We start from the raw sequence: 24,268 nt of genomic DNA, 5'->3' as shown, positions 1-24,268 counted from the left end.
AAACCCGCGCAGCCGCGCGGGATGCCGCCCGAGCCGCGGGGCCGGGCTCTCCCATACCCGGATTCGTTTTGGACCTTGCCGCGCTGATCGCCCCCATAGCCGATGACATGAAGGCCGTCGATGCGGTCATTCGCGCCAGGCTGAATTCCGAAGTCGTCCTGATTCGCACCATCGGCGACTACATCGTCGGCGCCGGCGGCAAGCGCATGCGGCCCGCCATGCTGATGATGGTGGCGCGCGCACTGGGTTATACCGGCACCTACCACCAGCTGCTTGCCGCGGTGGTCGAGTTCATCCATACCGCCACGCTGCTGCACGACGACGTGGTCGACGAGTCCGACCTGCGCCGCGGCCGCGGCACCGCCAACGCGGTGTTCGGCAACGCCGCCAGCGTGCTGGTGGGCGACTATCTGTATTCGCGCTCGTTCGAGATGATGGTCGAGGCGGACAACATGCGCATCATGCAGATCCTGTCCGAGGCCACCACGGTGATCGCCGAGGGCGAGGTGCTGCAGCTGCTCAACGTGCACGATCCCGAGGTCTCGCAAGAGCGCTATCTGCAGGTCGTGCGCTACAAGACCGCCAAGCTGTTCGAGGCCGCCGCCCAGGTGGGCGCGGTGCTGGCCGGCGGCACGCTGGCCCAGCAAGAGGCCGCCGCGGCCTACGGCCGCCACGTGGGCACGGCGTTCCAATTGGTGGACGACGTGCTGGACTACAGCGGCGACGCGCATGCGCTGGGCAAGAACGTCGGCGACGACCTGCGCGAGGGCAAGCCCACGCTGCCGCTGATCCGCGTCATGGAAGTGGGCACGCCCGAACAGCGCGACCTGATCCGCACCGCCATCGAGACGGGCGACGCCGACTTCACCGCCGTGGCCGCCGCCATTCAGGCCACCGACGCGCTGGAGCACACCATGCGGGCGGCCCAGGAAGAGGCCGACCGGGCCAGCGCCGCCCTGGCCGACTACCCCGTTTCCGTTTATCGGGAATCTCTGATAGAATTTTGCGCTTTCGCGGTAAACCGCGATCGTTGATGCCGTTGTGGGGTAACACCCAACGGGGATAACACCCAACGGCGAGCACAACGGAAATCGGGGCGTAGCTCAGCCTGGTAGAGTACTGCGTTCGGGACGCAGGAGTCGGAGGTTCGAATCCTCTCGCCCCGACCACTTACGGTGGTCGAATTTTTGGTGGTGTTCCCCATGCCGCCTGTAGAAGCCGGTCCTGCACGAGCAGCGCCGGCTTTTCTACGTCTGCGCGGTGTTTGCGTTGCAGGCCTGTCACGGAGCTCGTCGATGCCCGCCACCCGCCCTGTTCGATGTCAGCCTCAAGACGGCATCCACGACTTCTGGCGCGACGCCGCGCTGCCGTATGTGGAAAGCAGGCGCGCCTGCCACAGCCGCGCCTGCTACAAGCCGCACAGCCATCCCACTTACTCGATAGGCGCCGTCGACGCGGGCACCAGCGTCTTCACCGGCGCCGTCGACGGGCCGGTGCGGCTGCATCCCGGCACAGTCGTGTTCGTGCCGGCCATGCGCATGCATGCCTGCAATCCCGCGACCGAGACGGCGTGGAGCTATCAGATGCTTCATCTGGATGCGCAATGGCTGCGCGCGGTGCGAGCGGAATATGCGCCGGCGCTGGGCGGCGCCTTGTTGCAGCCGGAGCCTGTGCGCATCGTTCATGACGCGCAGCTCTACAGGCGCTTCTGCCAGTTGAACGACGTGCTGTTTTCGACGGCGCCCGCAGGCGACAAAGAGGCCGCGCTGATCGCGTTCATCGGCGATAGCGATGGTGCGCAGGGACTGCGCGTAGACACGCCGGCCCTGGCGGCCGGCCTGGCCGAGCGCCTGCTGCCTGCCATGCAGGCCGTGTCCGACGCGCCGGGCGAGGCGCTGGCGCTGCAGGATCTCGCGCGGCGTGTCGGCATGAGCCGCTATCAATTCATTCGCGCCGTACGAGCGGCCACCGGCATGACGCCGCATGCCTGGCAGTTGAACCTGCGCGTCAACCTTGCCCGCGACCGCCTGCGCAGCGGAGCGCGGCTGGCCGATCTTGCGCACCATCTGGGGTTCGCCGACCAGGCGCATTTCCAGCGCGTGTTCAAGGCATACGCGGCCGTCACGCCGGGGCGGTATCAGGTACAGCGATATAGCCCGCGCGGTGCCGGGTCGGCCCGGCTGGTCTGTGGCTCGCGGATGGCCGGCTTGTCGCGGCACGATTGAGCGTCGGCATGCGCGTTGCCGCGGGCGCCACCGCGTCCCCGACTGCAATTTTCTTCAATACACCGGACACCGGCCTGGGCAAACTGCGCGCAAGCACGAGCCCATCGGTGTCCCATGCAGCAATTCCTCATCATCGCGGCGGCGCATTTCCTTGCGCTGCTGTCGCCCGGTCCCGACTTCTTCCTCATCGCGCGCACCTCGCTGTCGATGGGATGGCGTGTCGCCACCGGGGCCTGCCTGGGCATCGCGGCGGCCAATGGTGTATTCATCGTGGCGGCGTTCGGCGGCACCGCCGTGCTGCGCGCGGACAGCTCCCTGTTCGTGTTCCTGCAGCTGGCCGGCTCCGGATACCTGCTGTACCTGGCTTATCTGTTCATCCGCCATGCAGGGGCCAGCGCGCTCATCGGCGGGCCGCCACCCCGCGGCAAAGACGAAATCGAAATGCCTGGCCGCGCGGCGGCGGCATGGCGGCGCGCGGCCCGCATGGGCTTTCTGTCGGGCATCCTCAATCCCAAGAACGCGCTGTTCTATGCCAGCCTGGCGGCCATGCTGACGGGCCCGCATGCCAGCGCGGGATGGAAGACGCTGTACGGCATCTGGATGTTCGGAGCCGTGCTGGCCTGGGACGTGCTGGTGGCGGTGGCCGTGGGCAACGAGGCCGTGCTGCGGCGTTTTACGCGGGCTTTGCCGTGGCTAGAGCGACTGTCGGGCATCTTCTTGCTTCTGCTGGCGCTCGGTGTTGTCGTGATAGTTGCTGGTTGAGGGAGGCACATTGACGCGATCCCGATCTGGTCATGCCCGGCACATGGGTTGGCCGGCGTGCCGCGCGCGCGCCATCCGCGTCGATCCGATCAACCCGGCATCAATCGCATGCGAAAGCGCCGGCCCTTGATGCTGCCATTGCTCAGCTTCGCGCAGGCCGCCTTGGCCACGCTGCGTTCCAGCGCCACATAGCTCATCTGGTCGGCCACGTTGATCTTGCCGACCTGCTCTTTGGTCAGGCCCGCGTCGCCCGTCAGCGCGCCCAGCAGATCGCCCGGGCGCAGCTTCTCTTTCTTGCCGCCAAGCACCACCATGGTCACCATGGGGGCGCGCAGCGGCTCGTTCGACGTGGGCGCCAAGCGCTTCAAGTCGGACCAGCGCAGGGGCTTGCCCTGGTATTGCTCGATCAGGTTCGCGGCCTGCATCTCGTGCGGCGCGCACAGGCTTAGCGCCAGGCCGTTCTCCTGGCCGCGGCCGGTGCGGCCGATGCGGTGCACGTGCACCTCGGGATCGCGCGTGACGTCCACGTTGATCACCGCGCCCAGCGACGGGATGTCCAGGCCGCGAGCCGCCACGTCGGTGGCCACCAGCACCGAGCAGCTCTGGTTGGCGAACTGCACCAGCACTTCGTCGCGCTCGCGCTGTTCCAGGTCGCCATGCAGGGCCAGCGCGCTGAAGCCCTGCGCGCGCAGGTCGTCGGCCAGTTCGCGGCATTGCGCCTTGGTATTGCAGAAGGCCAGCGCGGAGACCGGACGATAGTGGTTCAGCAATTGCGCCACCGCGGCGTTGCGGCCGTCCGGCGCGATCTCGAAGAAATGCTGCTCGATGCGGCTGGCGTCGTGCTGCGCCTCGACGCGGATCTCGACCGGGTTCTTCAGGAAGCGCGCGGCGCTTTTGCGGATGTCGTCGGGATAGGTCGCCGAGAACAGCAGAGTCTGGCGCGGCGAGGGGCAGGCGGCGACGATGCGCGCCACGTCGTCGAAGAATCCCATGTCGACCATGCGGTCCGCTTCGTCCAGCACCAGCGTGCGCAGGGCGCTCAGGTCCACGCTGGCGCGCTCCAGATGGTCTATCAGGCGGCCCGGCGTGCCGACCACGATGTGCGCGCCATACTGCAGCGATTCGACTTGCGGGCGGATGGGCGTGCCGCCCGCCAGCGTCAGGATCTTGATGTTGGCCTCGGCGCGGGCCAGCCGGCGCAGTTCCTGCGCGACCTGGTCCGCCAGTTCGCGGGTGGGGCAGATCACCAGCCCCTGCAGAGCGTAGCGGGCGGGGTCGAGCGTGTGCAGGATGCCCAGGCCGAACGTGGCGGTCTTGCCGCTGCCGGTCTTGGCCTGCGCGATCAGGTCGCGTCCCTGAAGAATGAGCGGCAGGCTTTGCGCCTGGATCTCGGTCATCTCTTTGTAGCCGAGGCTATCGAGATTGCCGAGCTGCGTGGGCGACAGGGGCAGGCTGGAGAAGGAGAGAGAAGTCACGGTATGCGCGGCCGGCCGATAAAGCTGGCAGTCTAGCAGGCGGCCGCGCGCGCTTTTCCCCAGCGCGCGCGGGTGGCGAAGCCCGGTCAGGGCGATACGCCCCATGCTGCAACGTCGGTCATCCGCCGTTACTTCGTCAGGTACGCGGCATGCTGTGTCTGCGCCCGTGAGTACCGATATCCAGCCAGGCGCCGACGACGTGGAAGAAAATCCCGATCCCCAACCCGTGTTGGTCGTGCACGCCGACGCCGGCGAGAGGCATGGCGCTCGCTATCGCCGACGAGCCTGGCGCGCGGCGCCCAAGCTGTCGGCCATGCTGGACCGCCTGGAACACCTGGCCAGGCGCGACTGCGAATGTTCCGTAGAACGCATGCTCAACGCCGTCGGGCGCACCAGCTTCGCGCCGCTCATTCTGATCGCCGGGCTGTTCATCATTTCGCCAATTGGCCACGTCATCGGGGTGCCCACCACGGCCGCGATCCTGGTGGGGCTGAGCGCTTTGCAGATCGTCATGGGGCGCAGCTATATCTGGCTGCCGCGCTGGCTGCTGCGCCGAAAGGTCAAGCGCACGCTGTTGTTGCGCGCCATCCGCCTGCTGCGGCCGCTGGCCCGGGTCACCGAGGCCTGCTGCAAGTCGCGCATGCGCTGGATGACGGGCGACGTGGGGACGCGCGCGGTGGCGGGCTTGTGCCTCGCGGTGTGCATCGTCATGCCGCCGCTGGAAGTGGTGCCGATGGCCAATTCCATCTGCGGCGCGGTGCTCGCGCTGTTCGGACTGGCGTTGACCTCGCGGGACGGCCTGCTGATGAGCCTGACCCTGCTGCTGGGCGTGTCGGGACTGCTGTTCCTGCTGCTGCCCGCCTGACGCGCACAGGCGCGCCAGGCGGGAGAGGGCGGTCAGCGTATGAACTGGTCCACGTAGTCCGCGCCCAGGCCGACCTCGATGTAGTGCCTGCGGCACATCTCGATCTTGCTGAACACGTCCTCGTAGCCGACCTGATGTCCCTGCTCGTCGAGGTAGATCTGGGCGCCGGCGATGTTGAAGAAGGTAATCATCTCTTCCTGTTCGGCGCCCTCGTCCACGACCAGAGTATGAATCTCGCCCGGCGGCTCGTACACGAAGCTGCCGGCCTTGGCGACCCAGTCGTGTTCCAGGTAGTGCCACGATCCCTTGATGACATAGCCGAACACCATGCCGGGATGGATGTGGCGGCTCAGCACGCCCGAGCGACGCACCCGCAGCAGGTTGCACCAGCCGCCCGTGACGGTGTTGAGGAACAGCGGCCGGTACCAGACATTGGGCGCCTGCGGCACCCAGATGCGCTCGTCGTCGGGAATCGCCTGGATGGCGATCTCCGGCTGGATGCCCGGGGCCTGCGCCATGGGTTGGTTCGCTCGTTGCATGATCGCCTCTTTGTTTGATCAGGCCTTGGCCGCGCCGGCTTCCCACACGGCGGGGTTGACCATGGCGGCGGGCTTCGTGCCCCCGACCGCGTCCAGCAGGTTCTGCGCGGCCAGGTCGATCATGGCGCGCCGCGTTTCGACCGTGGCGCTGCCCACGTGCGCCTGCAGCACCACGTTGGACAGCGAGCACAGCGGGTGATCGCCGGGCAGCGGTTCGGTTTCCATGACGTCCAGGCCGGCGCCGGCGATCACGCCGGTTTTCAGCGCCTCGATCATTTCCGCTTCGTTCACCACGCCGCCGCGCGCGGTGTTGATGAAGTAGGCGCTCGGCTTCATCAGCGAGAACTCGCGCTTGCCGATGCCATGGCGGGTGGAGGGGCTGAGCGGGATGTGCACGCTGAGGAAATCCGACTCGGCGAACAGCGCGTCGCGTTCGCGGTACTGCGCCAGGCCCTCGCGCTCGGCGGCCTCGTCGTGGCTGCGGTTGTGATAGATGACTTCCATGCCCAGGGCGCACGCCATGCGGGCCACTTCGCGGCCGATGCGGCCCATGCCCAGCAGCCCCAGCGTCTTGCCGCGGATGTCGCTGGTAAGGGGCGCCGCGCCGCGGGCCCATTGGCCCGAGCGCACGAAAGCGTCGCCGCCGACCATGTTGCGCGCCAGGCAGATCAGCAGGCCCAGCGTCAGGTCGGCAACGGCCTTGTCCAGCACGCCGGGGGTGTTGCAGACCAGCACGTTCGCCTCGGTGGCGGCGGGCACGTCGATGTTGTCGAAGCCCACCGCGAAGTTGGACACCACTTTCAGCTTGGGCAGCGCGGCCAGCTCGTCGCGCTGGATGCGCGTCTTCATGGTGCAGAGAATGCCCACCAGGGCCTCGCGCTGCGCGGCGTCGAGCGTCTGCGCGGGGCTTTGGCCCGCAGGCACGTCGATGATCGAGCAGCGGGCCGCCAGCCGCTCGCGCAGGTCCGCCGGCAGCGGCGCGGAGACGACGACGGTGGGAAGGGATGATGCGGACATGAATGACTCCTGAGTGAAAAGGGACCGGCCGCGTCAGCGCGGGTCGGCGTAGGCCTCGATATCGGTGGCGAAGATCTGCTGCTCTGCGTCGCCGACCAGGCCGGGCTCGGTGGGATGCGACAGATAGCGGCAGGTGATCCAGATGCCGTCCTGCGGGTTCTCGATGACCTCGGCGATGGCGCCGTCGGCCAGGCGCACGCGCGCGCCAGGTTGCAGGTCGACGAGGTTGACAGTCGAGCTCATCGCGGTCTCCTTACAGCGCCAGCTGCTCGGCCGGCACGCGGACGCGCATGCCTTCCAGATTTTCGTTCAGCATCACCTGGCACGACAGGCGGCTGGTGGGGCTGCGGTCGGGCACGACTTCGAGCAGGGCTTCCTCGGTCGGCCCGGCCGGCTCGAGCCGGTCGAACCACTGCGGGTCGATGTGGACGTGACAGGTGCCGCAGATGGCGCCGCCGCCGCATTCGGCCACCACGCCTTCGATACCGTGATGGCGCGCGCATTCCATCAGCGACCAGTCGGCGGGCGCGTCCAGCGTCCGTTCGGATCCGTCGGGCAGTTGAAAAATCATGTTGGGCATGCGGATCTCCGTAAGGGGTTCAGGCGGGCGTGGCCGGGGACAGCCGGGCCACGCCCTTGACGAATTCGACCGGGCTGTCGACGGCCTCGATGGCCGCCAGCCGGTCGTCGATATAGCGTTCGACCAGCCAGCCCTTGGCGGTGGTGGAGACGACGTCCCGGCAGGGGGCGCCGGGCGCGACCAGGCCTGCCATCTGCAGGCGGCGGCCCTGCTGCTCGGACCAGAAGGTGGCCGCGCGCCGCGCCGCCGGCGGCTTGCCGCCGATGTGCGCGGCAACGAGCCGGGCCTGCGCCAGGGCGTTCTGCACGCTCTCCACGCGGGCATGGCGGCCCAGTTCCTCGCGCCAGGTGCTGGCGCAGTCGCCGATGGCGTAGACGCGTTCCATCGAAGTGCGGCAGGCATCGTCGACCACGATGCCGTCCTGGCAATACACGCCGGCGTCGCGGGCCAGCGCGTCGTTGGGCTCGGCGCCGATGGCGACCAGCACCACGTCGGCCTCGTGCGTGCCATGCGCCGCGGTGTGCGCCCGCCAGGCCGCGCCGTCGGCCTCCCAGCGGATCACGCTGCAGCCGGTATGCCAGTCGATGCCGGCGTCGCGGTGCAGCGCTCCCATGGCCTGTGCCGTATGCGGCGAGACGCGGCCGCCCATCAAGGCGCCCGACTGTTCCAGTACGGTGACTTGCGCGCCCAGTTTGGCGGCCGACGAAGCGGCCTCCAGGCCCAGGTAGCCGCCGCCCACCACCAGCAGCCTGCTGCCCGTTGCGATGGCCTGGCGCAGCGCCATGGCGTCGTCTTGCGTGCGGATGGCGTATATGCCGGGGCCGTGCAGGCCGGGAATGGCGCGCGCCCGCGAACCGGTGGCCAGCACGCAGTGCTCGAACGGCAGCTCGCGGCCGTCCGTGGTGACGGCCACGCCGGGACGCAGCGCGGCGATGCGCACGCCCGGCAAGTGCGTGATGCCCTGGGCGGCATACTGCGCCTGCGCCTTCAGCACGATGCGGTCAGGGCCTGTCGTGCCCAGCAGCACGCCCTTGGACAGGGGCGGCCGTTCGTACGGCGTGTGCGTCTCGTCGCCCGCCAGCGTGATGGGCAGGGCATAGCCTGCCGCGCGCAGCGCCCAGGCGCATTCCACTCCGGCGTGGCCCGCACCTATGATCAAGACGCCGGCGGATGACGTATCGCTCATGCTTCAGCCCTTGCCGAACGGAATGACCACGTTGGCGCGCCGCGCGATCTCGCCCCAGCGCTCGAGTTCGCGCTGGTTCAACGCGGCGAACTCCTTGGCGCCGCGCGGCTGCGGTTCGAAGCCGGCGGTCTCCAGTCGCTTGCGCATCTCGGGCGCGCTCATGCCCTTGGCGATCACGTCGCCAAGTTCCTGCGCCAGTGCCGGCGGCAGCGCGGCGGGCGCGTACACGCCCAGCCAGCTGGTCACGTCGAAGTCGGCGATGCCGCTTTCCTGGAAGGTAGGCGTATCGGGCAGTTGCTTGCTGCGATAGGTGCTGGTCACGGCAATGGCCTTCAGGCTGCCCTTTTTCACCAGGGGCAGCACCGCGGGCAGATTGTTGATGGAGAAGTCCAGGTTGCCGTTGGCGACGTCGATGTTCAGTTCGCCGCTGCCCTTGTAGGGCACGTGTTCCATCTTCAGCCCCGTGCGCTGCGCGAAGAACTCGGTGGTGAGGTGGGCCGAGGTGCCGATGCCGTTGCTGCCATAGCTCATCGCGCCGGCGCCCTTGCTCTTGGCGAGGGCCACGAATTCCTGGACGTTGGTCACCGGCGAGTCCTTGGACACGACCAGCACGTTGATGAACTCGGCAATCTGGGCGATGGGCACGAATGCCTTGGGCACATCCAGCGGCAGGCCCTTCACGGTGACCGGCGGCAGCACGTTGCCGCCCAGTCCGCCCATGATGAGCGTGTACCCGTCGGGCGCGGACGAGGCCACGACCTGCTGGCCGATCAGCCCGCTGGCGCCGGGGCGGTTCTCCACCACGACCGGCTGGCCGTAGCGCGCCGTCAATACCTCGCCGGCCAGGCGCGCCGCCACGTCGGTCACGCCGCCGGGCGGGTAGGGCACGACCAGGCGGATGGGGCGGCTGGCATACGCTTCGCTTGCACGCGCGACCGAGGTCAGGGGCAGGGTGGCGGCAAATCCCAAAGTCTTCAAAACGGTACGGCGGTTCATTGCAACACTCCAGATCAAGGAAAGCCGCGGGGCGGCGTGTCGTCTCCCGGTACAGCAACTAATGGGTGAAGCCTGCCTCGGGGAGGTCTTGCGACGTCCCCGAGGACTTGTGCGGTGATGCGGACTCAGAAGAAGACGGTCAGCGCCTTGGCCTGCAGTACGTTCTGGTCTAGATGGATGTCACGGCTTCGTATGCGCCACGCGCCGTCGCGCCGTACCAGCACGTCCGTGCGCTTGCCGACGAAGATGTTGGTCTCGTCCTGCAGGCGGTTCTGGTAGAGCATGAAGCGCGAATGCACCAAGACCGTGAGTACGCCGTCGCTCTCCTGCGCGTCGGCGACGCGCACGTTCGCGACCATGTGCGTGGTGCGCGATGCGGGTTCCTCGGCCCAGTGGATGCCTGTCTTGAGCTGGGCGACGCGCTGGCGCAGCGTGGCGGTGGTCTCGTCTATCCAGGCCGTCTGATGGACCTGGGTGTATTCCTCGGTGGCGATGCGGTCGCGGCGCACGTTGCGCGCCAGCGGCATGCGATAGGTGGCGCACTCTTCGAAAAGCTCGAGCCATTCGTCGAAGCGCCGCGTATCCAGCAGTTCGGCTTCGTGGCTGAGGAACTGGTCGACTTCCCACCAGAGCTGCAAGGCGTTCGATGCTGTCGTCATGTGCGCCTCCTCATGCGTCCGCGGGCATCAGCGAGTTCCAGTCCAGGCCCTTCATGAACTGGGCCCAGCGCCGGTAATACAGGCGCGCGTTCTCTTCGGTGTATTCGCCGTTCTCGACGCAGCCTTTCAGCTCGGGCACGGCCCGGGCGTGGCCCAGGCCCATCTGGTAGTTGAAGTAGAGCTCGCGCGACACCGTGCCGCGGCAGGCCTCGGTGGCGCCCGTCCAGTTCTCCATGTCGTCCGACTCGGTCATGCCGCCTGGGCCGGAGTAGCGCAGGTAGTAATGGCGCGCGGCCTCTTTCACGGCTTCGGGGGCGTCCTTGTCGACCAGGTACATGCGCCACATTTCCATTTCCGTCGGGCTGATCGGATGGAATACGGCAATGGTGCGCGGCTGCCGGCCGTGGAACGACATGTTCGGGAAGATGGTGCCCACGCTGGTCATCACGCGCATCTTGTCGCCGAAACGGCGCACGCGCGCTTCATGGACCTCGCGGTAGTAGGCCTCGACCTCGGGATGCTGCGCATACAGCGGCTTGTAGTCGGGCTCGGCGTAGAAGGGCAGCTGGCCCAGCAGGCCATGGCCCAGGTCCTTGAAGCCGATGGTCATGCGGCCGGGCGTGGGGTCGCGCCGGCCCTTGCCGCCGCTGGGGCCGATGCCGACGATGTCCACCGAACGATGGCTGATGTCGTGGTAGAGGTCGCCGATGAAGTTCTCGGGCGCGAACTTCCAGTTGCACTTCACGCGCCACTTCTGCACGCCGCCGATCACTTCCGAGCCGCCGGGACTGCCGTCGCGATTGTCCAGCGCGGCGTCCAGGTACCACTTCATGTCGCCCAGGTAGTCCAGGAACGGCGGGGCATCGGCGTCCCAGGTGGCCCAGACCGTGCCCTTGTACACGCATACCTGCGCCACCGTCTTCAGGCCCCACGCCTTTTTGTCGAGCTCGCCCTTGTAGTGCGTGGCATGGCCGGGCACGCCGACCAGTTCGCCGGGGCGCTCGACCAGCTTGCCGTCGGTGGAGAAACTCCAGCCGTGGTAAGGACAGGTGAATGTGCGGTTGTTGCCGTGGTCATAGCGGCACAGCTTCATGCCGCGGTGCGCGCAGCTGTTCAGCATGACCTGGATGTTGCCCTGGCGGTCGCGCGTGAGAATGACCGACTCGCTGCCCATGCGAGAGACGAAGTAGTCGTCCGGGTTTGGCACGAGGCTTTCGTGGCCGACGAACAGCCAGGCCCGCGAGAAGATGCGGTCGAGCTCGGTCTTGAAGATGTCCTCGTCGACGAAGATGGAACGGCTGACCAGGCCCTGGTCGGCCATCACCAATTCATCGATGGTTTTGCTCGCCATTTTTTTCCCCTTGTGTGCAACGGCTGAGTCGGCGTGGACTGCTCTACCGTTTCAAGAAACTGGTCGACTCCAGACGAATTCCGGTGTTTTCGATATGGTTGCGCGCGTGCAGGCGCGCCAGTTCGCTGTCGCCCTGCTCGATGGCCCGGTACAGGGCTTCGTGCTCGGACTGGGCCATCGCGCCGCGGCCGGCGCGCTTGGCCGAGCGGCTGCGCGAGACCTGCACGTTGCGCTTGAGCAGCACGCTGAGAAAGTCGAAGAAGTTCAGGTAGTGCTCGTTGCGCGTGGCGCGGGCGATGGCGCGGTGGAAGTTCAGGTCGGCCTCGATGCCGGCCACGACGTCCCCGGACTCGACGGCGGCGGCCATGCTGTCCAGCGCATCGCGCATGTTTTCCAGGTCCTGTTCGTCGCGGCGCTGCGCGGCCAGGGCCGCGGCCTCGATCTCGAAGCCGCGGCGCAGCTCGACGATGCGCATGATCTGCTCGACGTTGCCTTCTTCGGCCGCCTGCATGCGCAGCACCGACGGCCGCGTGTTGACCATGACCGTCAGGCCGCGTCCCTGCTTGCTGGTGACGATGCCGTCCGCCTTCAGGCGCGACACCGCTTCGCGCAGCACCGTGCGCGAGACGCCTAGGCGGTCGGCGATGACCTGTTCGGGCGGCAGCACTTCGCCGGGCTGGTATTGGCCGCCGGTTATCTCCTCGATCAGCATCTCGGTGACGCGATCCGTGAGGTTCGGCTCGCTGCGCACCACGGTGCCTGCTTGCGGTTTGAGTAGTCCCATAGTCATGATCCGAGGAAAAATCCGATTATAGGATTTACCCTTGCGCGCCGAAGCGGAAGCCTTGGGCATGCAGGGCCCCGGCCACGCCGGCATAGGCGGGCATGGAGGCATAGCGCGCCGACACCGCGTCGGACCACGATCCCGCTGTCGTGCCCTGTGCCTGCCGGTAGTCGGCCATGGCCCGGTCGATGGCCTGCACAGCGTTCTCTATGCGCGCCGCGTCGTAGCTTTCGGGATGGCAGAAGGCCGCCAGCGGCAGGCGGGGCTTGACGGGGCCGGGAGCGGATTCGGTGTAGCCCAGGCACAGGCCTGCCAGCGGCAAGGTCAGCGGGGGCAGGCCCAGCAGCTCGATGACGGCGGCGGTTTCGCGCCGGATGCCGCCGATGGGACAGACCGCCAGGCCTTCGGCGCGCGCCGCCACCATAAGGGCGCCCAGCACGATGCCGGCATCCACGGCGCCGATGAGCAGGCCGTTGACGTCTTCATGCGCCGTCTGCCGGCGGCCGTGGCGGGCCGCGGCCACGGCCGTCTTGTGGAAATCCATGACCAGCACGCCGAAGACCGGCGCCTGGTGGATGGATTGCTGGTTGCCGCACAGGGTGGCCAGTTCGCTCTTGCGCGCCTCGTCCCGCACTTCGATCAGCGTGACGTTCTGGGCGTTGTTCCAGGATGGGGAGCGGAGCGCGGCCGCGTAGACCCGCTCGAGCAGCGCCGGCTCGACCGGGCGGTCGGCGAAGCTGCGCACGCTGCGATGCGAGGCCAGAAGGTCCAGCACGGCGGACACCGTTTTTCCCCTGATTGAGCATTAATGTGAAAATACTATAAAGTTCGACACCACATTCACATCGGGGAAAACACTATCGTGCCTACGCCACAACGCTACGCCGCATCCGGCTCCGCTTCCGCCATCAGCCGCGCGGTGGCCGTGCCGCCCGGGCTGACCCACTATCAGCTCAGCGCCCAGTATCCGGCCGTCATCGATGCCAACGCCCCGCCTGATTCGATGGCGGCCCTGGGCGACACGGCCGCGCAGACCTCCACGACCTTGGCGCGGCTGGAAGGGGTACTGAAAGAAATGGGCCTGGGCCTGGAGCACCTGACCCATGTGCGCGTTTACCTGGTGGCCGATCCGGCCACCGGCGCGATGGACTTCGACGGGTTCAACGCGGCCTACAACGCCTATCTGCGCGAGCGCATCCGGGAGTTTCCCGCACGCACGGTGCTGCAGGTCGCGGGGCTGGTCAGGCCGAACTGGCTGATAGAGATCGAGGCCTGCGCCGCGGCCTAGCGTGCATGGCGCGGCGCGGCCTCGCGCCGCCGACCAACTGCCCGGCAGAGACGCCCGAGCCGCGGGAGTGATATCGTGCGCCTGATCCGCGCCGCCCGGCAGCGGCCCGAACAATGACACAGCCGCCATGCCGTTTCACTTCGCGCGTACGCACCAACATCCAGTAGGCGAAGGCGTGCCGGAGGCGGAACGATGGCGGGCGGTGCTGGCGATCCTGCTGGGCGTCAGCATGGCCAGCCTGGACACGGCCATCGCCAACACCGCGCTGCCCACGATGGCGCGCGATCTGGGCACCACCGAAGCCTTATCGGTGTGGATCGTCAGCGCCTATCAACTGGCCATGATCGCGGCGCTGCTGCCCGCCGGCTCGCTGGGCGAGATCATCGGGCATCGTCGCGTGATGATGGCGGGGCTGGTGCTGTTCACCGTGTCCTCGCTCGCGTGCGGGCTGGCGCCGTCGCTGGAGTGGCTGGTGGCCGCGCGCGTGGCACAGGGGCTGGGAGCGGCGTGGGTCATGTCGGTCAACGGGGCGATGATCCGCTTCATCTATCCCTCGGGCCAGCTGGGCAGGGGCGTGGGCCTCAACTCGCTGGTGGTGGCCGTGTCGTTCGCCGCGGGGCCCACCATGGCATCCGCGATCCTGGCGGTGGCCAGCTGGCACTGGCTCTTTCTCGTCAACGTGCCGCTGGGCGCGCTGGCGGTATACATGGGCCTGAAGTCGCTGCCCGTCACGCCGCGCAGCACGCGCGGGTTCGACGGCGTCGCCGCGCTGCTGTGCGCGGCATTCTTCGCCTGCCTGGTCTATGCCCTGAACGAAGGCGCGCATGCACGCTCGTGGACCGAGCTCGTGATCACGGTGGCCGCGACCCTCGCGCTTCTGTACGCGCTGCTGCTGCGCCAGGCGGACGAGCCTGCCCCGCTGCTCGCGCTGGATCTGCTCAGGCGCCCCATGTTCGCGTTGTCGGCCGCCACCGGCGTGTGCACCTTCGCGACGCAGGCGCTGGCATTCGTGTCGCTGCCCTTCCTGCTGCAGCAACTGGGGTATACGCAGGTCCAGACCGGCTTCCTGATCACACCGTGGCCCGTGGCCGTGGCGCTGGTGGCCTCGGCCGCGGGCCGCCTGTCCGACCGCTATCCCGTGGGCCTGCTGGCCGGGCTGGGGCTGGTCGTCCTGTGCGCCGGCATGGCGCTGCTGGCCAGCATGCCGGACGATCCGTCGGCATTCGACATCTGCTGGCGCATGGCCTTCTGCGGCGCGGGCTTCGGCTTCTTCCAGTCGCCCAACGTGCACGCCATCATGACCTCGGCGCCGCACGAGCGCAGCGGCGGCGCCAGCGGCATGGTGGGCACGGTGCGGCTGCTGGGACAGTCGATCGGCGCGGCGCTGGTGGCGGCCTGCTTCAACGTCTCGACCGAGCATGGCGCGATGACCGCGCTCTGGCTGGGCGCCGCCTTCGCGGGACTGGCGGCCGTGGCCAGCGTGATGCGGCTGCGCTACTGATACGAAAGGCACTTTCGTCTGACGAAAGTTTGCTGCGACGCAGCTTTACCCTGTCTCGACGGTCACTCTATGGTTGGCGCAATCGCCAGGGCCATGGAGCGCGACCGTCATGCAGCAGCACGCCACATCCCAGCTGTCCGCCATACAGAAGACCTGCCGGGTCATGGCGACGCTGTCCGATCCGCGCATCAACCGCCTGACCGACATCGCGCAGAACGCCGGGCTGGATGTGTCCACTGCGCTGCGCATCCTGAAAGAGCTCGAGGCGGAGAGTTTCGTCGAGCGAGACCCGCAGACCAAGCAGTACGTGCTGGGGCCGCAGGTGTACGCCATGCATCACGCCATGGTGCACGGCCTGTCGGTGCGTGACCTGGCGCGTCCCGCGCTGATCCGGCTGGCGCGCCGGTTCGGCGACACGGTGATCCTGTCGGTGCCCATGGGATGGGAGTCTGTATGCGTGGACCTGTGCTTCGGCGACTATCCCATCCGTGCCAACTACCTCGACGTGGGCAGCCGTCGTCCGTTGGGCGTAGGGGCCGGCAGCCTGGCGCTGCTGGCGGCCATGCCCGCCACGGACCAGGCCGCGCTGTTGCCCGTGGTGCACGAACACCTGGCGCAACGCTATCCGAGCTACAGCCGCAGGCGCATGGCGCAAGAGGTGCGGCGCGCGCAGCAGCTGGGCCACGCGATGCTGCTGGACGTGGTGGTGGGGAAGATGGGCGGGCTGGGCGTGGCGGTGCGCGGCCCGGGCGGCAGGCCGATCGCGGCGCTGAGCGTGGCGGCGCTTTCCGAACGCATCGCCGAGCGGGAAGACGAACTGGGCCAGGCCCTGCGCGCCGAGGCACGCGATATCGAGTGCGCATGGATGCCGGCGCAATGAACGCCATGTCCCGCCCCTCCATCCTTTCCGCCGCGACCACTCGGTTCGGCCGGCTCGAAGGCCGGTCGGCCACCGACCTGATGGCGCAGGCCGCCAATGCCGCGCTTGCCGATGCCGGCGTGCCGCGCGCGCAGGTCGACGGACTGCTGTGCGGCTATGCCACCACGTATCCGCACCTGATGCTGGCGACGCTGATGGCCGAGAAGCTGGGCATGCAGCCCGCCTACGCGCACGGCATCCAGATGGGCGGCGCCACTGGCGCGGCCATGTTGATGCTGGCCGGCGACCTGGTGCGGTCCGGGCGCTGCCGCCACGTGCTGGTGGTGGCAGGCGAGAACCGGCTGACCGGACAGGCCGTGGACACTTCCATACAGACGCTGGCGCAGGTGGGCGATCCCGTGACGGAGGTGCCGAACGGCGCGTCCGTGCCCGCCTATTACGCCTTGCTCGCATCGGAATACATGCACCGCACGGGCCTCACCGAGGCCGACCTGGGAAGTTTCGCGGTGCTGATGCGCAGCCACGCCGGCGCCCACCCCGATGCCCATCTGCGCGAGCCGATCACGCTGCAGCAGGTGCTTGCCTCCAAGCCCATCGCCAGCCCGCTGCGGCTGCTGCAGTGCTGCCCCATCTCGGACGGCGCGGCGGCCTTCGTGGTCAGCGCCGCGCCGGGACCGGTGGTGCTGGCCGGCGCGGGGCAGGCGCATCGCCACCAGCATCTGTCCGGTCTGCAGGACGTGATGCGCAGCGGCGCGGCGGACGCCTTCGAACGTATGCTGCGCGACGCCGGCGCGCGGCGCGGCGAAGTGGATTACCTGGCCATCTATGACTCGTTCACCATCACGCTGGTCATGCTGCTCGAAGAGCTGGGTTTCGCGGAACGCGGCCAGGCGGCGGCTCGCCTGCGCGCGGGCGACTATGCCAGCGGCGGGCCGCTGCCGCTGAACACGCACGGCGGCCTGCTGTCGTTCGGCCATTCGGGCGTGGCGGGCGGCATGGCGCACGCGGTCGAGGCCTGGCGCCAGCTGGCCGGCAGGGCAGAGGCCCGCCAGATTCCGGATCGCCGCTGCGCGGTGGTGCATGCCGATGGCGGCGTGCTGTCCGCCCACGTCAGCCTGCTGCTGCGCCGCGCGCAATCCGGCGCATGAAGGAGGACGGGATGGAAGCCTCGATCGAACTGTTGGAATGCGCGGACTGCAAGGCCAGCTGGTCGTTGCGGCCGCATGCCTGCCCGGCATGCGGCGGCACCCGGCTGGTCCCGCGGTCGGCGGACGGTGGCGGCATCGTGCGCGCTCGCAGCGAAGTGGCGCGCGCGCCGGATGCGTACTGGGCCGCCCAGGCGCCTTACGTGCTGGTGCTGGTGCGCCTGGACGAAGGTCCCACGGTGATGGGCCATGCCGATCCGGACGTGGCCATCGGCCAGCGGGTGCGTGCGCGCACGCTGCGGCGCGACGAGCGCAGCCTGCTGTGCTTCGGTGCGGCCGACGGGCCCTGAGCCCGCCGCCCGCATCTTCCTACAACGACGACAGGAGACAACGATATGCGGCATACGAAGACTGGTGGATGGCGCCTGGCCGTCCTGTGCATAGCTTTGTGGGCGGGCGGCGCCGGCGCGGCCGGCTGGCCCGAGCGGCCCGTGACGCTGGTGGTGCCCTATCCGCCCGGCGGACCTACCGACATCGTGGCGCGCGTGGTCGCGCAGGGCATGGGCGGCCTGCTCGAGCAGACGGTGGTGGTGGACAACCGGTCAGGCGCGGGCGGCAACATCGGCGCCGCGATGGTGGCGCGCAGCGCGCCCGACGGCTACACGCTGCTGGTGGCCACCACGGCGCACACCATCAACATGTCGCTGTTCAAGAGCCTGGAATACGACACGCGCAAAAGCTTCGCGCCGGTGTCGCTGCTGACCAAGGGTCCGCTCGTAGTGGTGGCCCGCCCGAACCTGCCGGCCTCGACGCCGGCGCAACTGATCGCCATGGCCAAGGCCGATCCCGGCAAGCTCAGTTTCGCCTCCTCGGGCAACGGCCAGTCCACGCATCTGTCCGCCGAGCTGTTCAACGCGATGGCCGGCACGAAGATGACTCACGTGCCGTACCGCGGCAGCGCGCCCGCGTTGACCGACGTGATGAGCGGGCAGGCCGACGTGATGTTCGACACCATGCTCTCGGCCATGCCGTTCGTGCAGGCCGGCAAGCTGAAGGCCCTGGCCGTCACCAGCGCCGACCGTTCGCCTGCGGCGCCCGACATTCCCACGCTGCGCGAAGCGGGACTGAAGGGCTATGAAGCCGTGGCCTGGAATGGCCTGTTGGCGCCGGCCGGTACGCCGGACGACGTGGTGCAGAAGCTGAACAAGGCGCTGCAGCAGGTGCTGGCCCAGCCCAAGGTGCAGCAGCAGTTCGCCGCGCAAGGCTTCGCAGCCAGTTGGACGACGCCGGCCGCATTCGGCCAGTTCGTCGACACCGAGATCGGCAAATGGTCGGAAGTCGTCAAATCCTCGGGGGCCACCGTCAATTGACGGACCTTCGCGACAACCAGGAGTATTCATGGCAGCAACGCAACGCGGCCTGGGCAGCCTGCTGGCGCCGGCATCCGTCGCCATCGTGGGCGCGTCGGACAACCCCGACAAGATCGGCGGACGGCCGATCTACTACATGAAGCGGCACGGCTACGGCGGCCGCATCTACCCCATCAATGCGCAGCGCGCGACGGTGCAGGGGGAGACCGCATGGGCGCGGCTGTCGGACCTGCCGGACGTGCCCGACCTGGCCATCGTCGCAGTGCCGGGCGAGCAGGCGGTGCAGGCCGTGGACCAATGCGCCGCCATGGGCGTGGGCGCGGCCATCGTCATCGCGGCCGGCTTCTCCGAGACCGGCGAGGCCGGCCGCGCGCTGCAGGACGGCATGACGCAGCGCGCACGGGCGGCGGGCATGCGCGTGGTGGGACCGAACTCGCAGGGCATGGCGAACTTCGGCAACGGCGCCATTGCCTGCTTCTCCACCATGTTCCTGGAGGTCGAGCCGGAAGACGGGCCCGTCGCTGTGCTGAGCCAGAGCGGCGGCATGAGCGCCATGATGTACGGCCTTTTGCGCCAGCGAGGCATCGGTGTGCGCCACATGCACGCCACGGGCAACGAGGCGGACGTTACGGTGGCGGAACTGGCCGACGCCGTGCTGGACGATCCGGACATGCGCGCCGTGCTGCTGTACCTTGAGTCGCTGCGGGATGCCGGCCAATTGGCCGCCGCGGCGTCCAAGGCGCGCGAGCGGGGCGTGCCCCTGATCGCGGTCAAGGCCGGCCGTACGCCGGCCGGGTCGCTCGCGGCGGCCTCGCACACCGGCGCGCTGGCAAACGAAGACCGTGCCGTGCAGGCCTTCTTCGATCGCCACGCCATTCTGCGCGCGCGCGATCCGCAAGAACTGGCCCGCTACGCCGAGCTGGCCATGCGTGGCGCGCTGCCGGCCGGGCGCCGCGTCGTCGTGGTGAGCAATTCGGGCGCCAGCTGCGTGCTGGCCGCCGATGCCGCGCATCAGGCGGGACTGGAAGTGGCCTCGCTGGCGGCATCCACACAGCAGGCGCTGGCGCAGCGCCTGCCCGGCTTCGCCACCACCGACAACCCGGTGGACATCACCGCGGCCCTGTTGTCCAACAATGGCCTGTTCGGCGACGTGCTGCCCATCATCGGGCGCGATCCCGCGGCCGACATGTTCGTGGTGGATATACCGGTAGCCGGCCGCGGCTACGACGTGGCCGCGTTCGCGCGCGACACCGCCGCGTTCAGCCGCGAGGCGGCGCGGCCGGTGGCCGTGGTGGCCTGGCAGGAACCGGTGGCCCGCGCCTTCCGCGAGCAGGGCATCGCCGTGCTGGACGACGAGCAACAGGCCATGGGCGCGCTGGCGGCGCTGGCCGACCTGCGGCAGCGCTGGAGCCGGACACCCGTGAACTGGCCCGCAAGGCCCGACGCGCCGCTGCCCGCGGGATCGGATCCCTTCCTGTCGGAAGCCGAGAGCCTGGCGTGGCTCGGTTCGCAGGGCCTGCCCGTGATGCCGCATACCTTGTGCTCCGATGCCGACGCCGCCGTGCAGGCCTGGCGCGCCGCGGGTACGGCGGTGGCCGTGAAGGCGTGCGCGGCGCAGCTGCCGCACAAGTCCGAACATGGCCTGGTGGCGCTGGGCCTGGACAGCGAAACGCGCGTGCGCGAGGCGGTGGCCGCGCAATCGGCCACGCTGAAGCGGCTCGGCGTGCGCGCCGAAGGCTGGATCGTGGCGCCCATGCAGCCGGCGCTGCACGAGTGCGCGCTCGGCGTGAATGTGGATCCGGTGTTCGGGCCGGTTGTGCTGGTGGGCGCCGGCGGCAAGTACGTCGAGGCCATGGGCGACGTGGCGGTGCTGGTGCCGCCCTTCGACGAGGACGAGGTGCTGCGCAGGCTGCGGAGCCTGCGCATCGGCGCGCTGCTGCAAGGCGTGCGCGGCGAGCCGCCGGCCGATGCGCGGGCGCTGGCCGCCATGGCCGTGACCTTGGGTCAGGCCGCACTGGCCGCGGGGACAACGTTGCGATCCATAGACATCAACCCCGTGCGCGTGCGCGCCGACGGCTTGGGCGTGGTGGCGGTGGATGCGCTGGTGGAACGTGCAGCGGGCAGCCCGGCCGGATAAGCCAGGCAGGTCGATGCATGACGCCGCCCGATGCGGGGAAGAGTTCGTCGCGCGGCGCCCGCCGGCTTACACTGGGTCGGCGGCCGAAGCAGCCGCCATGGGCCGCGGCGCTGCCCCAGGCCCCGTCCATACCTACAAGGAGACAGCCATGCCGCATGCGGTGCAGGACGACCTGGCGCCCAACGCCGCCAACCATGTCCCGTTGACTCCACTGGGCTTCATCGAGCGCGCGGCGCGGGTGTATCCCGACCGCCTCGCGCTCATTCATGGGGCCTGCACGCAGACCTGGGCTCGCACGTATGAGCGCTGCCGCCGCATGGCGGCGGCACTGGCGGCCGATGGCGTGAAGCGCGGAGAGACCGTGGCGATACTGGCGCCCAATACGCCGGCGCTGTACGAGGCGCACTTCGGCGTGCCCATGGCGGGCGCGGTGCTCAACGCCCTCAACACCAGGCTGGACGCGGCCACGCTGGCCTTCATCCTCGAGCACGGCGAGGCGCGCGTTTTCCTGTATGACAGCGAGTACGCGGGCCTGGTGGCGGACGTGGTGGCGCGCTTGCCGCAACCGCCGCGTGTGGTGCGCATTGAGGACTCCGGCTTCGCCGGCCCCCACGGGGACCTGGGCGACGCCGATTACGAAAGCTGGCTGGCCGCGGCCGATCCCGAGGCGCCCTGGGCGTGGCCGGAAGACGAATGGCAGTCCATCTGCCTGAACTACACCTCGGGCACCACCGGCAACCCCAAGGGTGTGCTGTATCACCATCGAGGCGCCTATCTCAACTCCATGGGCAACGTGCTGGCCACGAATGTGCCGCCGCACGTGCGCTATCTGTGGACACTGCCCATGTTCCATTGCAATGGCTGGTGCTTTCCGTGGACGGTGGCCGCGGTGGCGGGCACGAACATCTGCCTGCGCAAGGTCGAGGCGGCGCAGGTGTTCGACGCGATCCATCGGCATCGCGCCGAGCTGTTCTGCGGCGCGCCGGTCGTGCTCAACATGCTGGTCAATGCCGCGCCAGACGTGCGGCGGCCCGCGCAGCATCGCGTACAGGTCGTGACGGGCGGCGCCGCCCCACCGGCCGCGGTGATCGAGGCGATGGACGCGCTGGGCATCGAGGTGTCCCACCAGTACGGCTTGACCGAGACCTATGGTCCGTCCATGGGCTGCGCCTGGCATCCCGAGTGGGATGAGCTGCCGCTGGAGCGGCGCGCGGCGCTGAAGGCCCGTGTAGGCGTGCGCAAGATCAATGTCGAGCACACGGCGGTCGTCGATGCCGACATGCGGCCGGTGCCCGCCGACGGGCGGACCATGGGCGAGATCGTCGTGCGCGGCAACAGCGTGATGAAGGGGTATCTGAAGAATCCGCAGGCCACCGCGGAGGCATTTTCGGGAGGCTGGTTCCATACGGGAGACCTGGGCGTGGTGGACCCGGACGGCTATGTCGCCATACGCGACCGGGCCAAGGACATCGTCATCTCGGGCGGCGAGAACATATCGACCGTCGAGGTCGAGAGCGTGCTGTACCGGCACCCCGACGTGCTGGAAGCGGCCGTGGTGGCGCGGCCCGACGCGAAGTGGGGCGAGACGCCGTGCGCCTTCGTCACGCTGAAGGACGGACGCGACGCCAAGGAGGAGGACATCATCGCGTTCTGCCGCGAACGGCTGGCGCGCTTCAAGGTGCCGCGCACCGTGGTGTTCGGTCCGCTGCCCAAGACCTCCACTGGCAAGATCCAGAAGTACGTGCTGCGGGATCAGGCTTTCCGGTTGGGCGGAGTGCCCGGCGCCTGATGGGCGCCGGCGCCCTCACGCTTGCACGGGCGGCAGCCAACGTCGCAGGCACGCCGCCAGCGCGGCTTGCGGTACGGGCTTGGTCAGCCAGGCGTCGATGCCGGCGCGGCGCGTCGCGGAGGCGGCTCGGGCAGGCGGCTCCGCCGACAGCGCGACGATGGGCAGCGGCCGGCCGTGAACGTCGTGCAGGCCCGCGCGGCGGATATGGCGCGCCAGCGCCGGGCCGTCCATGCCGCTCATGCGCATGTCCGTCAGCAGCAGCCCATACTGCCTGGCCCGCAGCATGCGCAATGCTTCCAGGCCGTCCGAGGCGCTGTCCCAGGCATAGCCCAGCTGCGTCAGCTGCAGGCCCATCAGTTCGCGGGTGATCGGGTTGTCTTCGGCAAGCAGCACCAGCCTGCCCAGGCGAAGTTCGTGCGCTCGGTCCGACGAAGGCTTCGCATGCGGGCCGTCCATCGAGGCTTCGCGGTCATCGCGGTTCAGAAGGGCTGACGACCGGCCCAGTGGTGCATCGTCGTGCCGCCTGGCCTCGTGTCGGCGGCCGCCGTCCGGCCCGGGCGACGTCCGCGCGTCCCATGCGCCTTCGATGGGACGCAGAACCAGGTCCACCGTGACGCTGGTGCCGACGCCGGGCTGGCTGTGCAGGGCGATGCGTCCGCCCATCGCCTGCACAAGGCCGCGGCTGATGGCCAGGCCCAGCCCCGAACCACCGTAGCCGCCCTGGCTGGCGGCAAGCCCTTGGCGAAACGGCTGGAACAGCTGGGCTTGCTCGCCAGCGGGGATGCCGATGCCGGTGTCCTCCACAGTGAAGCGCATGATGGCCGTGTCGGCGCGCTGCCGACGCACGCGCAGCGACACGCCGCCGGTGGCGGTGAACTTGATGGCGTTGGCCAGCAGGTTGAAAAGCACCTGCCGCAGACGCAGCGGATCGCCCCACACCCTGACCGGCACGTCGGGGTCGAGCGTCAGCTCCAGCCGCAGCCCCTTGCCGCGGGCGCTCTCGTTCCAGAAGCCCTGCGTGTCGCGGCACAGCGTGTGCAGGTCGAAGGCCTCGGTGCTCGCCCCGGCATGCGGCGGCGCGGTCGAGCTGAGCACGTCGCCGAGCAGGCGATGCAGGTGCGCCCCTGCCATCTGCCCCAGTTCGACCAGGCGCCGCTGGCGGGGCGTGGCGGCTTCATGCTGCAAGGCGTCAAGTACGGCGATGAGGCCGCCGAGGGGAGTGCGCAGTTCGTGCGCCGCCAGGGCGAGGGGGTCGGGATTTCGCGGGGCGGCGGCAAGGGTCTCGGCCTGCGCGGCGGCGCGCCTGCCCAGCTTCCAGCCCATGCCGAATGTGGTCAGCAGCGACAGCGCGGCGACCATGCCGTTCCTGCCGGCTCGCGCGCACGAGGCGCGGCGCGCGGGCCTGCCGGCCTCGTTCGTCACGGTGTGACGCGCTCAGCGGTGTCGCGCGCAGCGCGGGCCGCGCTTGGAATCGAGAGCGTCGCCGGCGGTGGGAAGGAATGCGAAGGCCGATATGTGCAGCCGGCTGTGGATCGGCAGATGCGAGCGGTGCGGAAAAGGCATGATTATGGAGTCGAATAATGCGGTACTGACACGATTGTTATTGCGGTGCCTTTTGTATGCGCCCTCGACAGAATATCGGACTGGTCTATGTATCGTCCGGCCAAATTGTTTCAGTTGGGATTCGATGTCATTGGGAAATACCGAACCGAGTGACGT

The 24,268-nt window shown here is 68.8% G+C and carries 24 protein-coding genes and 1 tRNA gene; 13 read left to right on the top strand and 12 right to left on the bottom strand.

Annotated features, from left to right (window positions below; translation table 11 throughout):
* Window positions 1-68 precede the first annotated feature (68 nt).
* From CAL15_RS22295 to CAL15_RS22280, 4 genes are all read left to right on the top strand, one after another.
* A complete protein-coding gene (locus tag CAL15_RS22295; protein ID WP_086080494.1) occupies window positions 69-1,034 on the top strand; it encodes a polyprenyl synthetase family protein in 966 nt (321 codons plus the stop codon).
* Window positions 1,035-1,092: 58 nt separating this feature from the next.
* A tRNA-Pro gene (locus CAL15_RS22290) sits at window positions 1,093-1,169 on the top strand.
* Between the two features lie 126 nt (window positions 1,170-1,295).
* Entirely contained in the window at window positions 1,296-2,225 is a 930-nt protein-coding gene (locus tag CAL15_RS22285) for an AraC family transcriptional regulator (protein ID WP_086080493.1), read from the top strand.
* 114 nt (window positions 2,226-2,339) lie between these two features.
* Window positions 2,340-2,987 (top strand): LysE family translocator, encoded by a 648-nt coding sequence (locus tag CAL15_RS22280; RefSeq protein WP_086080492.1) that lies wholly within the window; start codon window positions 2,340-2,342, stop codon window positions 2,985-2,987.
* Between the two features lie 89 nt (window positions 2,988-3,076).
* On the opposite strand, the gene dbpA is transcribed toward CAL15_RS22280, so the two are convergent.
* Window positions 3,077-4,462 carry an ATP-dependent RNA helicase DbpA gene (gene dbpA, locus CAL15_RS22275; RefSeq protein WP_086081247.1) on the bottom strand — a complete coding sequence of 462 codons (1,386 nt, stop codon included), beginning with the start codon at window positions 4,460-4,462 and terminating at the stop codon, window positions 3,077-3,079.
* A 166-nt stretch (window positions 4,463-4,628) separates the two neighbouring features.
* On the opposite strand from dbpA, the gene CAL15_RS22270 reads away from it, so the two are divergent.
* Window positions 4,629-5,327, top strand: a complete 699-nt coding sequence (locus CAL15_RS22270; protein ID WP_157666715.1) for an exopolysaccharide biosynthesis protein — start codon at window positions 4,629-4,631, stop codon at window positions 5,325-5,327.
* A gap of 32 nt (window positions 5,328-5,359) precedes the next feature.
* Here CAL15_RS22270 and CAL15_RS22265 read toward each other — a convergent pair whose 3' ends face one another.
* From CAL15_RS22265 to CAL15_RS22220, 10 genes are all read right to left on the bottom strand, one after another.
* Window positions 5,360-5,866, bottom strand: a complete 507-nt coding sequence (locus CAL15_RS22265; RefSeq protein ID WP_086080490.1) for a 2,4'-dihydroxyacetophenone dioxygenase family protein — start codon at window positions 5,864-5,866, stop codon at window positions 5,360-5,362.
* Between the two features lie 18 nt (window positions 5,867-5,884).
* Window positions 5,885-6,883 carry a 2-hydroxyacid dehydrogenase gene (locus CAL15_RS22260; RefSeq protein ID WP_086080489.1) on the bottom strand — a complete coding sequence of 333 codons (999 nt, stop codon included), beginning with the start codon at window positions 6,881-6,883 and terminating at the stop codon, window positions 5,885-5,887.
* A 33-nt stretch (window positions 6,884-6,916) separates the two neighbouring features.
* The gene (locus CAL15_RS22255) at window positions 6,917-7,126 is read right to left on the bottom strand and encodes a hypothetical protein (protein ID WP_086080488.1); all 210 of its coding nucleotides are present in this window, start codon (window positions 7,124-7,126) and stop codon (window positions 6,917-6,919) included.
* Between the two features lie 10 nt (window positions 7,127-7,136).
* Entirely contained in the window at window positions 7,137-7,463 is a 327-nt protein-coding gene (locus tag CAL15_RS22250) for a 2Fe-2S iron-sulfur cluster-binding protein (RefSeq protein WP_086080487.1), read from the bottom strand.
* Between the two features lie 19 nt (window positions 7,464-7,482).
* The gene (locus CAL15_RS22245; RefSeq protein ID WP_086080486.1) at window positions 7,483-8,649 is read right to left on the bottom strand and encodes an FAD-dependent oxidoreductase; all 1,167 of its coding nucleotides are present in this window, start codon (window positions 8,647-8,649) and stop codon (window positions 7,483-7,485) included.
* Between the two features lie 3 nt (window positions 8,650-8,652).
* The gene (locus CAL15_RS22240; protein ID WP_086080485.1) at window positions 8,653-9,645 is read right to left on the bottom strand and encodes a Bug family tripartite tricarboxylate transporter substrate binding protein; all 993 of its coding nucleotides are present in this window, start codon (window positions 9,643-9,645) and stop codon (window positions 8,653-8,655) included.
* A gap of 125 nt (window positions 9,646-9,770) precedes the next feature.
* The gene (locus CAL15_RS22235) at window positions 9,771-10,304 is read right to left on the bottom strand and encodes an aromatic-ring-hydroxylating dioxygenase subunit beta (RefSeq protein WP_086080484.1); all 534 of its coding nucleotides are present in this window, start codon (window positions 10,302-10,304) and stop codon (window positions 9,771-9,773) included.
* A 10-nt stretch (window positions 10,305-10,314) separates the two neighbouring features.
* Complete coding sequence (locus CAL15_RS22230; protein WP_086080483.1) at window positions 10,315-11,655, bottom strand: aromatic ring-hydroxylating oxygenase subunit alpha; 1,341 nt, start codon at window positions 11,653-11,655, stop codon at window positions 10,315-10,317.
* A 43-nt stretch (window positions 11,656-11,698) separates the two neighbouring features.
* A complete protein-coding gene (locus tag CAL15_RS22225) occupies window positions 11,699-12,439 on the bottom strand; it encodes a FadR/GntR family transcriptional regulator (protein ID WP_086080482.1) in 741 nt (246 codons plus the stop codon).
* Between the two features lie 34 nt (window positions 12,440-12,473).
* Complete coding sequence (locus CAL15_RS22220) at window positions 12,474-13,214, bottom strand: nitroreductase family protein (protein ID WP_157666714.1); 741 nt, start codon at window positions 13,212-13,214, stop codon at window positions 12,474-12,476.
* Window positions 13,215-13,301: 87 nt separating this feature from the next.
* Here CAL15_RS22220 and CAL15_RS22215 point away from each other — a divergent pair, with 87 nt between their 5' ends.
* The 8 genes from CAL15_RS22215 to CAL15_RS22180 all read left to right on the top strand — a co-directional run bounded on the left by CAL15_RS22215 (window position 13,302) and on the right by CAL15_RS22180 (window position 22,549).
* Window positions 13,302-13,727 carry a Rid family hydrolase gene (locus tag CAL15_RS22215; RefSeq protein ID WP_086080480.1) on the top strand — a complete coding sequence of 142 codons (426 nt, stop codon included), beginning with the start codon at window positions 13,302-13,304 and terminating at the stop codon, window positions 13,725-13,727.
* A 127-nt stretch (window positions 13,728-13,854) separates the two neighbouring features.
* Window positions 13,855-15,228: an MFS transporter gene (locus CAL15_RS22210; RefSeq protein ID WP_086080479.1), complete on the top strand. Its 1,374-nt coding sequence runs from the start codon at window positions 13,855-13,857 to the stop codon at window positions 15,226-15,228.
* 109 nt (window positions 15,229-15,337) lie between these two features.
* The gene (locus CAL15_RS22205; protein WP_086080478.1) at window positions 15,338-16,108 is read left to right on the top strand and encodes an IclR family transcriptional regulator; all 771 of its coding nucleotides are present in this window, start codon (window positions 15,338-15,340) and stop codon (window positions 16,106-16,108) included.
* 5 nt (window positions 16,109-16,113) lie between these two features.
* Complete coding sequence (locus tag CAL15_RS22200) at window positions 16,114-17,256, top strand: thiolase family protein (protein ID WP_086081246.1); 1,143 nt, start codon at window positions 16,114-16,116, stop codon at window positions 17,254-17,256.
* A gap of 11 nt (window positions 17,257-17,267) precedes the next feature.
* Window positions 17,268-17,603: a Zn-ribbon domain-containing OB-fold protein gene (locus tag CAL15_RS22195; protein ID WP_086080477.1), complete on the top strand. Its 336-nt coding sequence runs from the start codon at window positions 17,268-17,270 to the stop codon at window positions 17,601-17,603.
* Window positions 17,604-17,648: 45 nt separating this feature from the next.
* Entirely contained in the window at window positions 17,649-18,623 is a 975-nt protein-coding gene (locus CAL15_RS22190; RefSeq protein WP_086080476.1) for a tripartite tricarboxylate transporter substrate binding protein, read from the top strand.
* 28 nt (window positions 18,624-18,651) lie between these two features.
* On the top strand, window positions 18,652-20,760 hold the full coding sequence (locus tag CAL15_RS22185) for an acetate--CoA ligase family protein (RefSeq protein ID WP_086080475.1): 2,109 nt from the start codon (window positions 18,652-18,654) through the stop codon (window positions 20,758-20,760).
* Window positions 20,761-20,908: 148 nt separating this feature from the next.
* Window positions 20,909-22,549: an acyl-CoA synthetase gene (locus tag CAL15_RS22180; RefSeq protein WP_086080474.1), complete on the top strand. Its 1,641-nt coding sequence runs from the start codon at window positions 20,909-20,911 to the stop codon at window positions 22,547-22,549.
* 15 nt (window positions 22,550-22,564) lie between these two features.
* Here the strand turns inward: CAL15_RS22180 and CAL15_RS22175 are convergent, their stop codons facing one another.
* The gene (locus tag CAL15_RS22175) at window positions 22,565-23,971 is read right to left on the bottom strand and encodes an ATP-binding protein (RefSeq protein WP_157666713.1); all 1,407 of its coding nucleotides are present in this window, start codon (window positions 23,969-23,971) and stop codon (window positions 22,565-22,567) included.
* Between the last annotated feature and the right edge of the window lie 297 nt (window positions 23,972-24,268).

The sequence above is a fragment of the Bordetella genomosp. 13 genome (assembly GCF_002119665.1).
Classification (GTDB): Bacteria; Pseudomonadota; Gammaproteobacteria; order Burkholderiales; family Burkholderiaceae_B; genus Bordetella.
This window is presented reverse-complemented; position numbering and strand designations above follow the sequence as displayed.

What these genes read in the sequence shown, in the direction of transcription:
- CAL15_RS22180 (WP_086080474.1), top strand. Translation starts at nt 20,909, where the DNA reads ATGCCGCATGCGGTGCAGGACGACCTGGCGCCCAACGCCGCCAACCAT.
- CAL15_RS22260 (WP_086080489.1), bottom strand. Translation starts at nt 6,883, where the DNA reads ATGTCCGCATCATCCCTTCCCACCGTCGTCGTCTCCGCGCCGCTGCCG.
- CAL15_RS22225 (WP_086080482.1), bottom strand. Translation starts at nt 12,439, where the DNA reads ATGGGACTACTCAAACCGCAAGCAGGCACCGTGGTGCGCAGCGAGCCG.
- CAL15_RS22245 (WP_086080486.1), bottom strand. Translation starts at nt 8,649, where the DNA reads ATGAGCGATACGTCATCCGCCGGCGTCTTGATCATAGGTGCGGGCCAC.
- CAL15_RS22205 (WP_086080478.1), top strand. Translation starts at nt 15,338, where the DNA reads ATGCAGCAGCACGCCACATCCCAGCTGTCCGCCATACAGAAGACCTGC.
- CAL15_RS22250 (WP_086080487.1), bottom strand. Translation starts at nt 7,463, where the DNA reads ATGCCCAACATGATTTTTCAACTGCCCGACGGATCCGAACGGACGCTG.
- CAL15_RS22190 (WP_086080476.1), top strand. Translation starts at nt 17,649, where the DNA reads ATGCGGCATACGAAGACTGGTGGATGGCGCCTGGCCGTCCTGTGCATA.
- CAL15_RS22240 (WP_086080485.1), bottom strand. Translation starts at nt 9,645, where the DNA reads ATGAACCGCCGTACCGTTTTGAAGACTTTGGGATTTGCCGCCACCCTG.
- CAL15_RS22195 (WP_086080477.1), top strand. Translation starts at nt 17,268, where the DNA reads ATGGAAGCCTCGATCGAACTGTTGGAATGCGCGGACTGCAAGGCCAGC.
- CAL15_RS22265 (WP_086080490.1), bottom strand. Translation starts at nt 5,866, where the DNA reads ATGCAACGAGCGAACCAACCCATGGCGCAGGCCCCGGGCATCCAGCCG.
- CAL15_RS22280 (WP_086080492.1), top strand. Translation starts at nt 2,340, where the DNA reads ATGCAGCAATTCCTCATCATCGCGGCGGCGCATTTCCTTGCGCTGCTG.
- CAL15_RS22285 (WP_086080493.1), top strand. Translation starts at nt 1,296, where the DNA reads ATGCCCGCCACCCGCCCTGTTCGATGTCAGCCTCAAGACGGCATCCAC.
- CAL15_RS22230 (WP_086080483.1), bottom strand. Translation starts at nt 11,655, where the DNA reads ATGGCGAGCAAAACCATCGATGAATTGGTGATGGCCGACCAGGGCCTG.
- CAL15_RS22200 (WP_086081246.1), top strand. Translation starts at nt 16,114, where the DNA reads ATGTCCCGCCCCTCCATCCTTTCCGCCGCGACCACTCGGTTCGGCCGG.
- CAL15_RS22210 (WP_086080479.1), top strand. Translation starts at nt 13,855, where the DNA reads ATGCCGTTTCACTTCGCGCGTACGCACCAACATCCAGTAGGCGAAGGC.
- CAL15_RS22235 (WP_086080484.1), bottom strand. Translation starts at nt 10,304, where the DNA reads ATGACGACAGCATCGAACGCCTTGCAGCTCTGGTGGGAAGTCGACCAG.
- CAL15_RS22185 (WP_086080475.1), top strand. Translation starts at nt 18,652, where the DNA reads ATGGCAGCAACGCAACGCGGCCTGGGCAGCCTGCTGGCGCCGGCATCC.
- CAL15_RS22255 (WP_086080488.1), bottom strand. Translation starts at nt 7,126, where the DNA reads ATGAGCTCGACTGTCAACCTCGTCGACCTGCAACCTGGCGCGCGCGTG.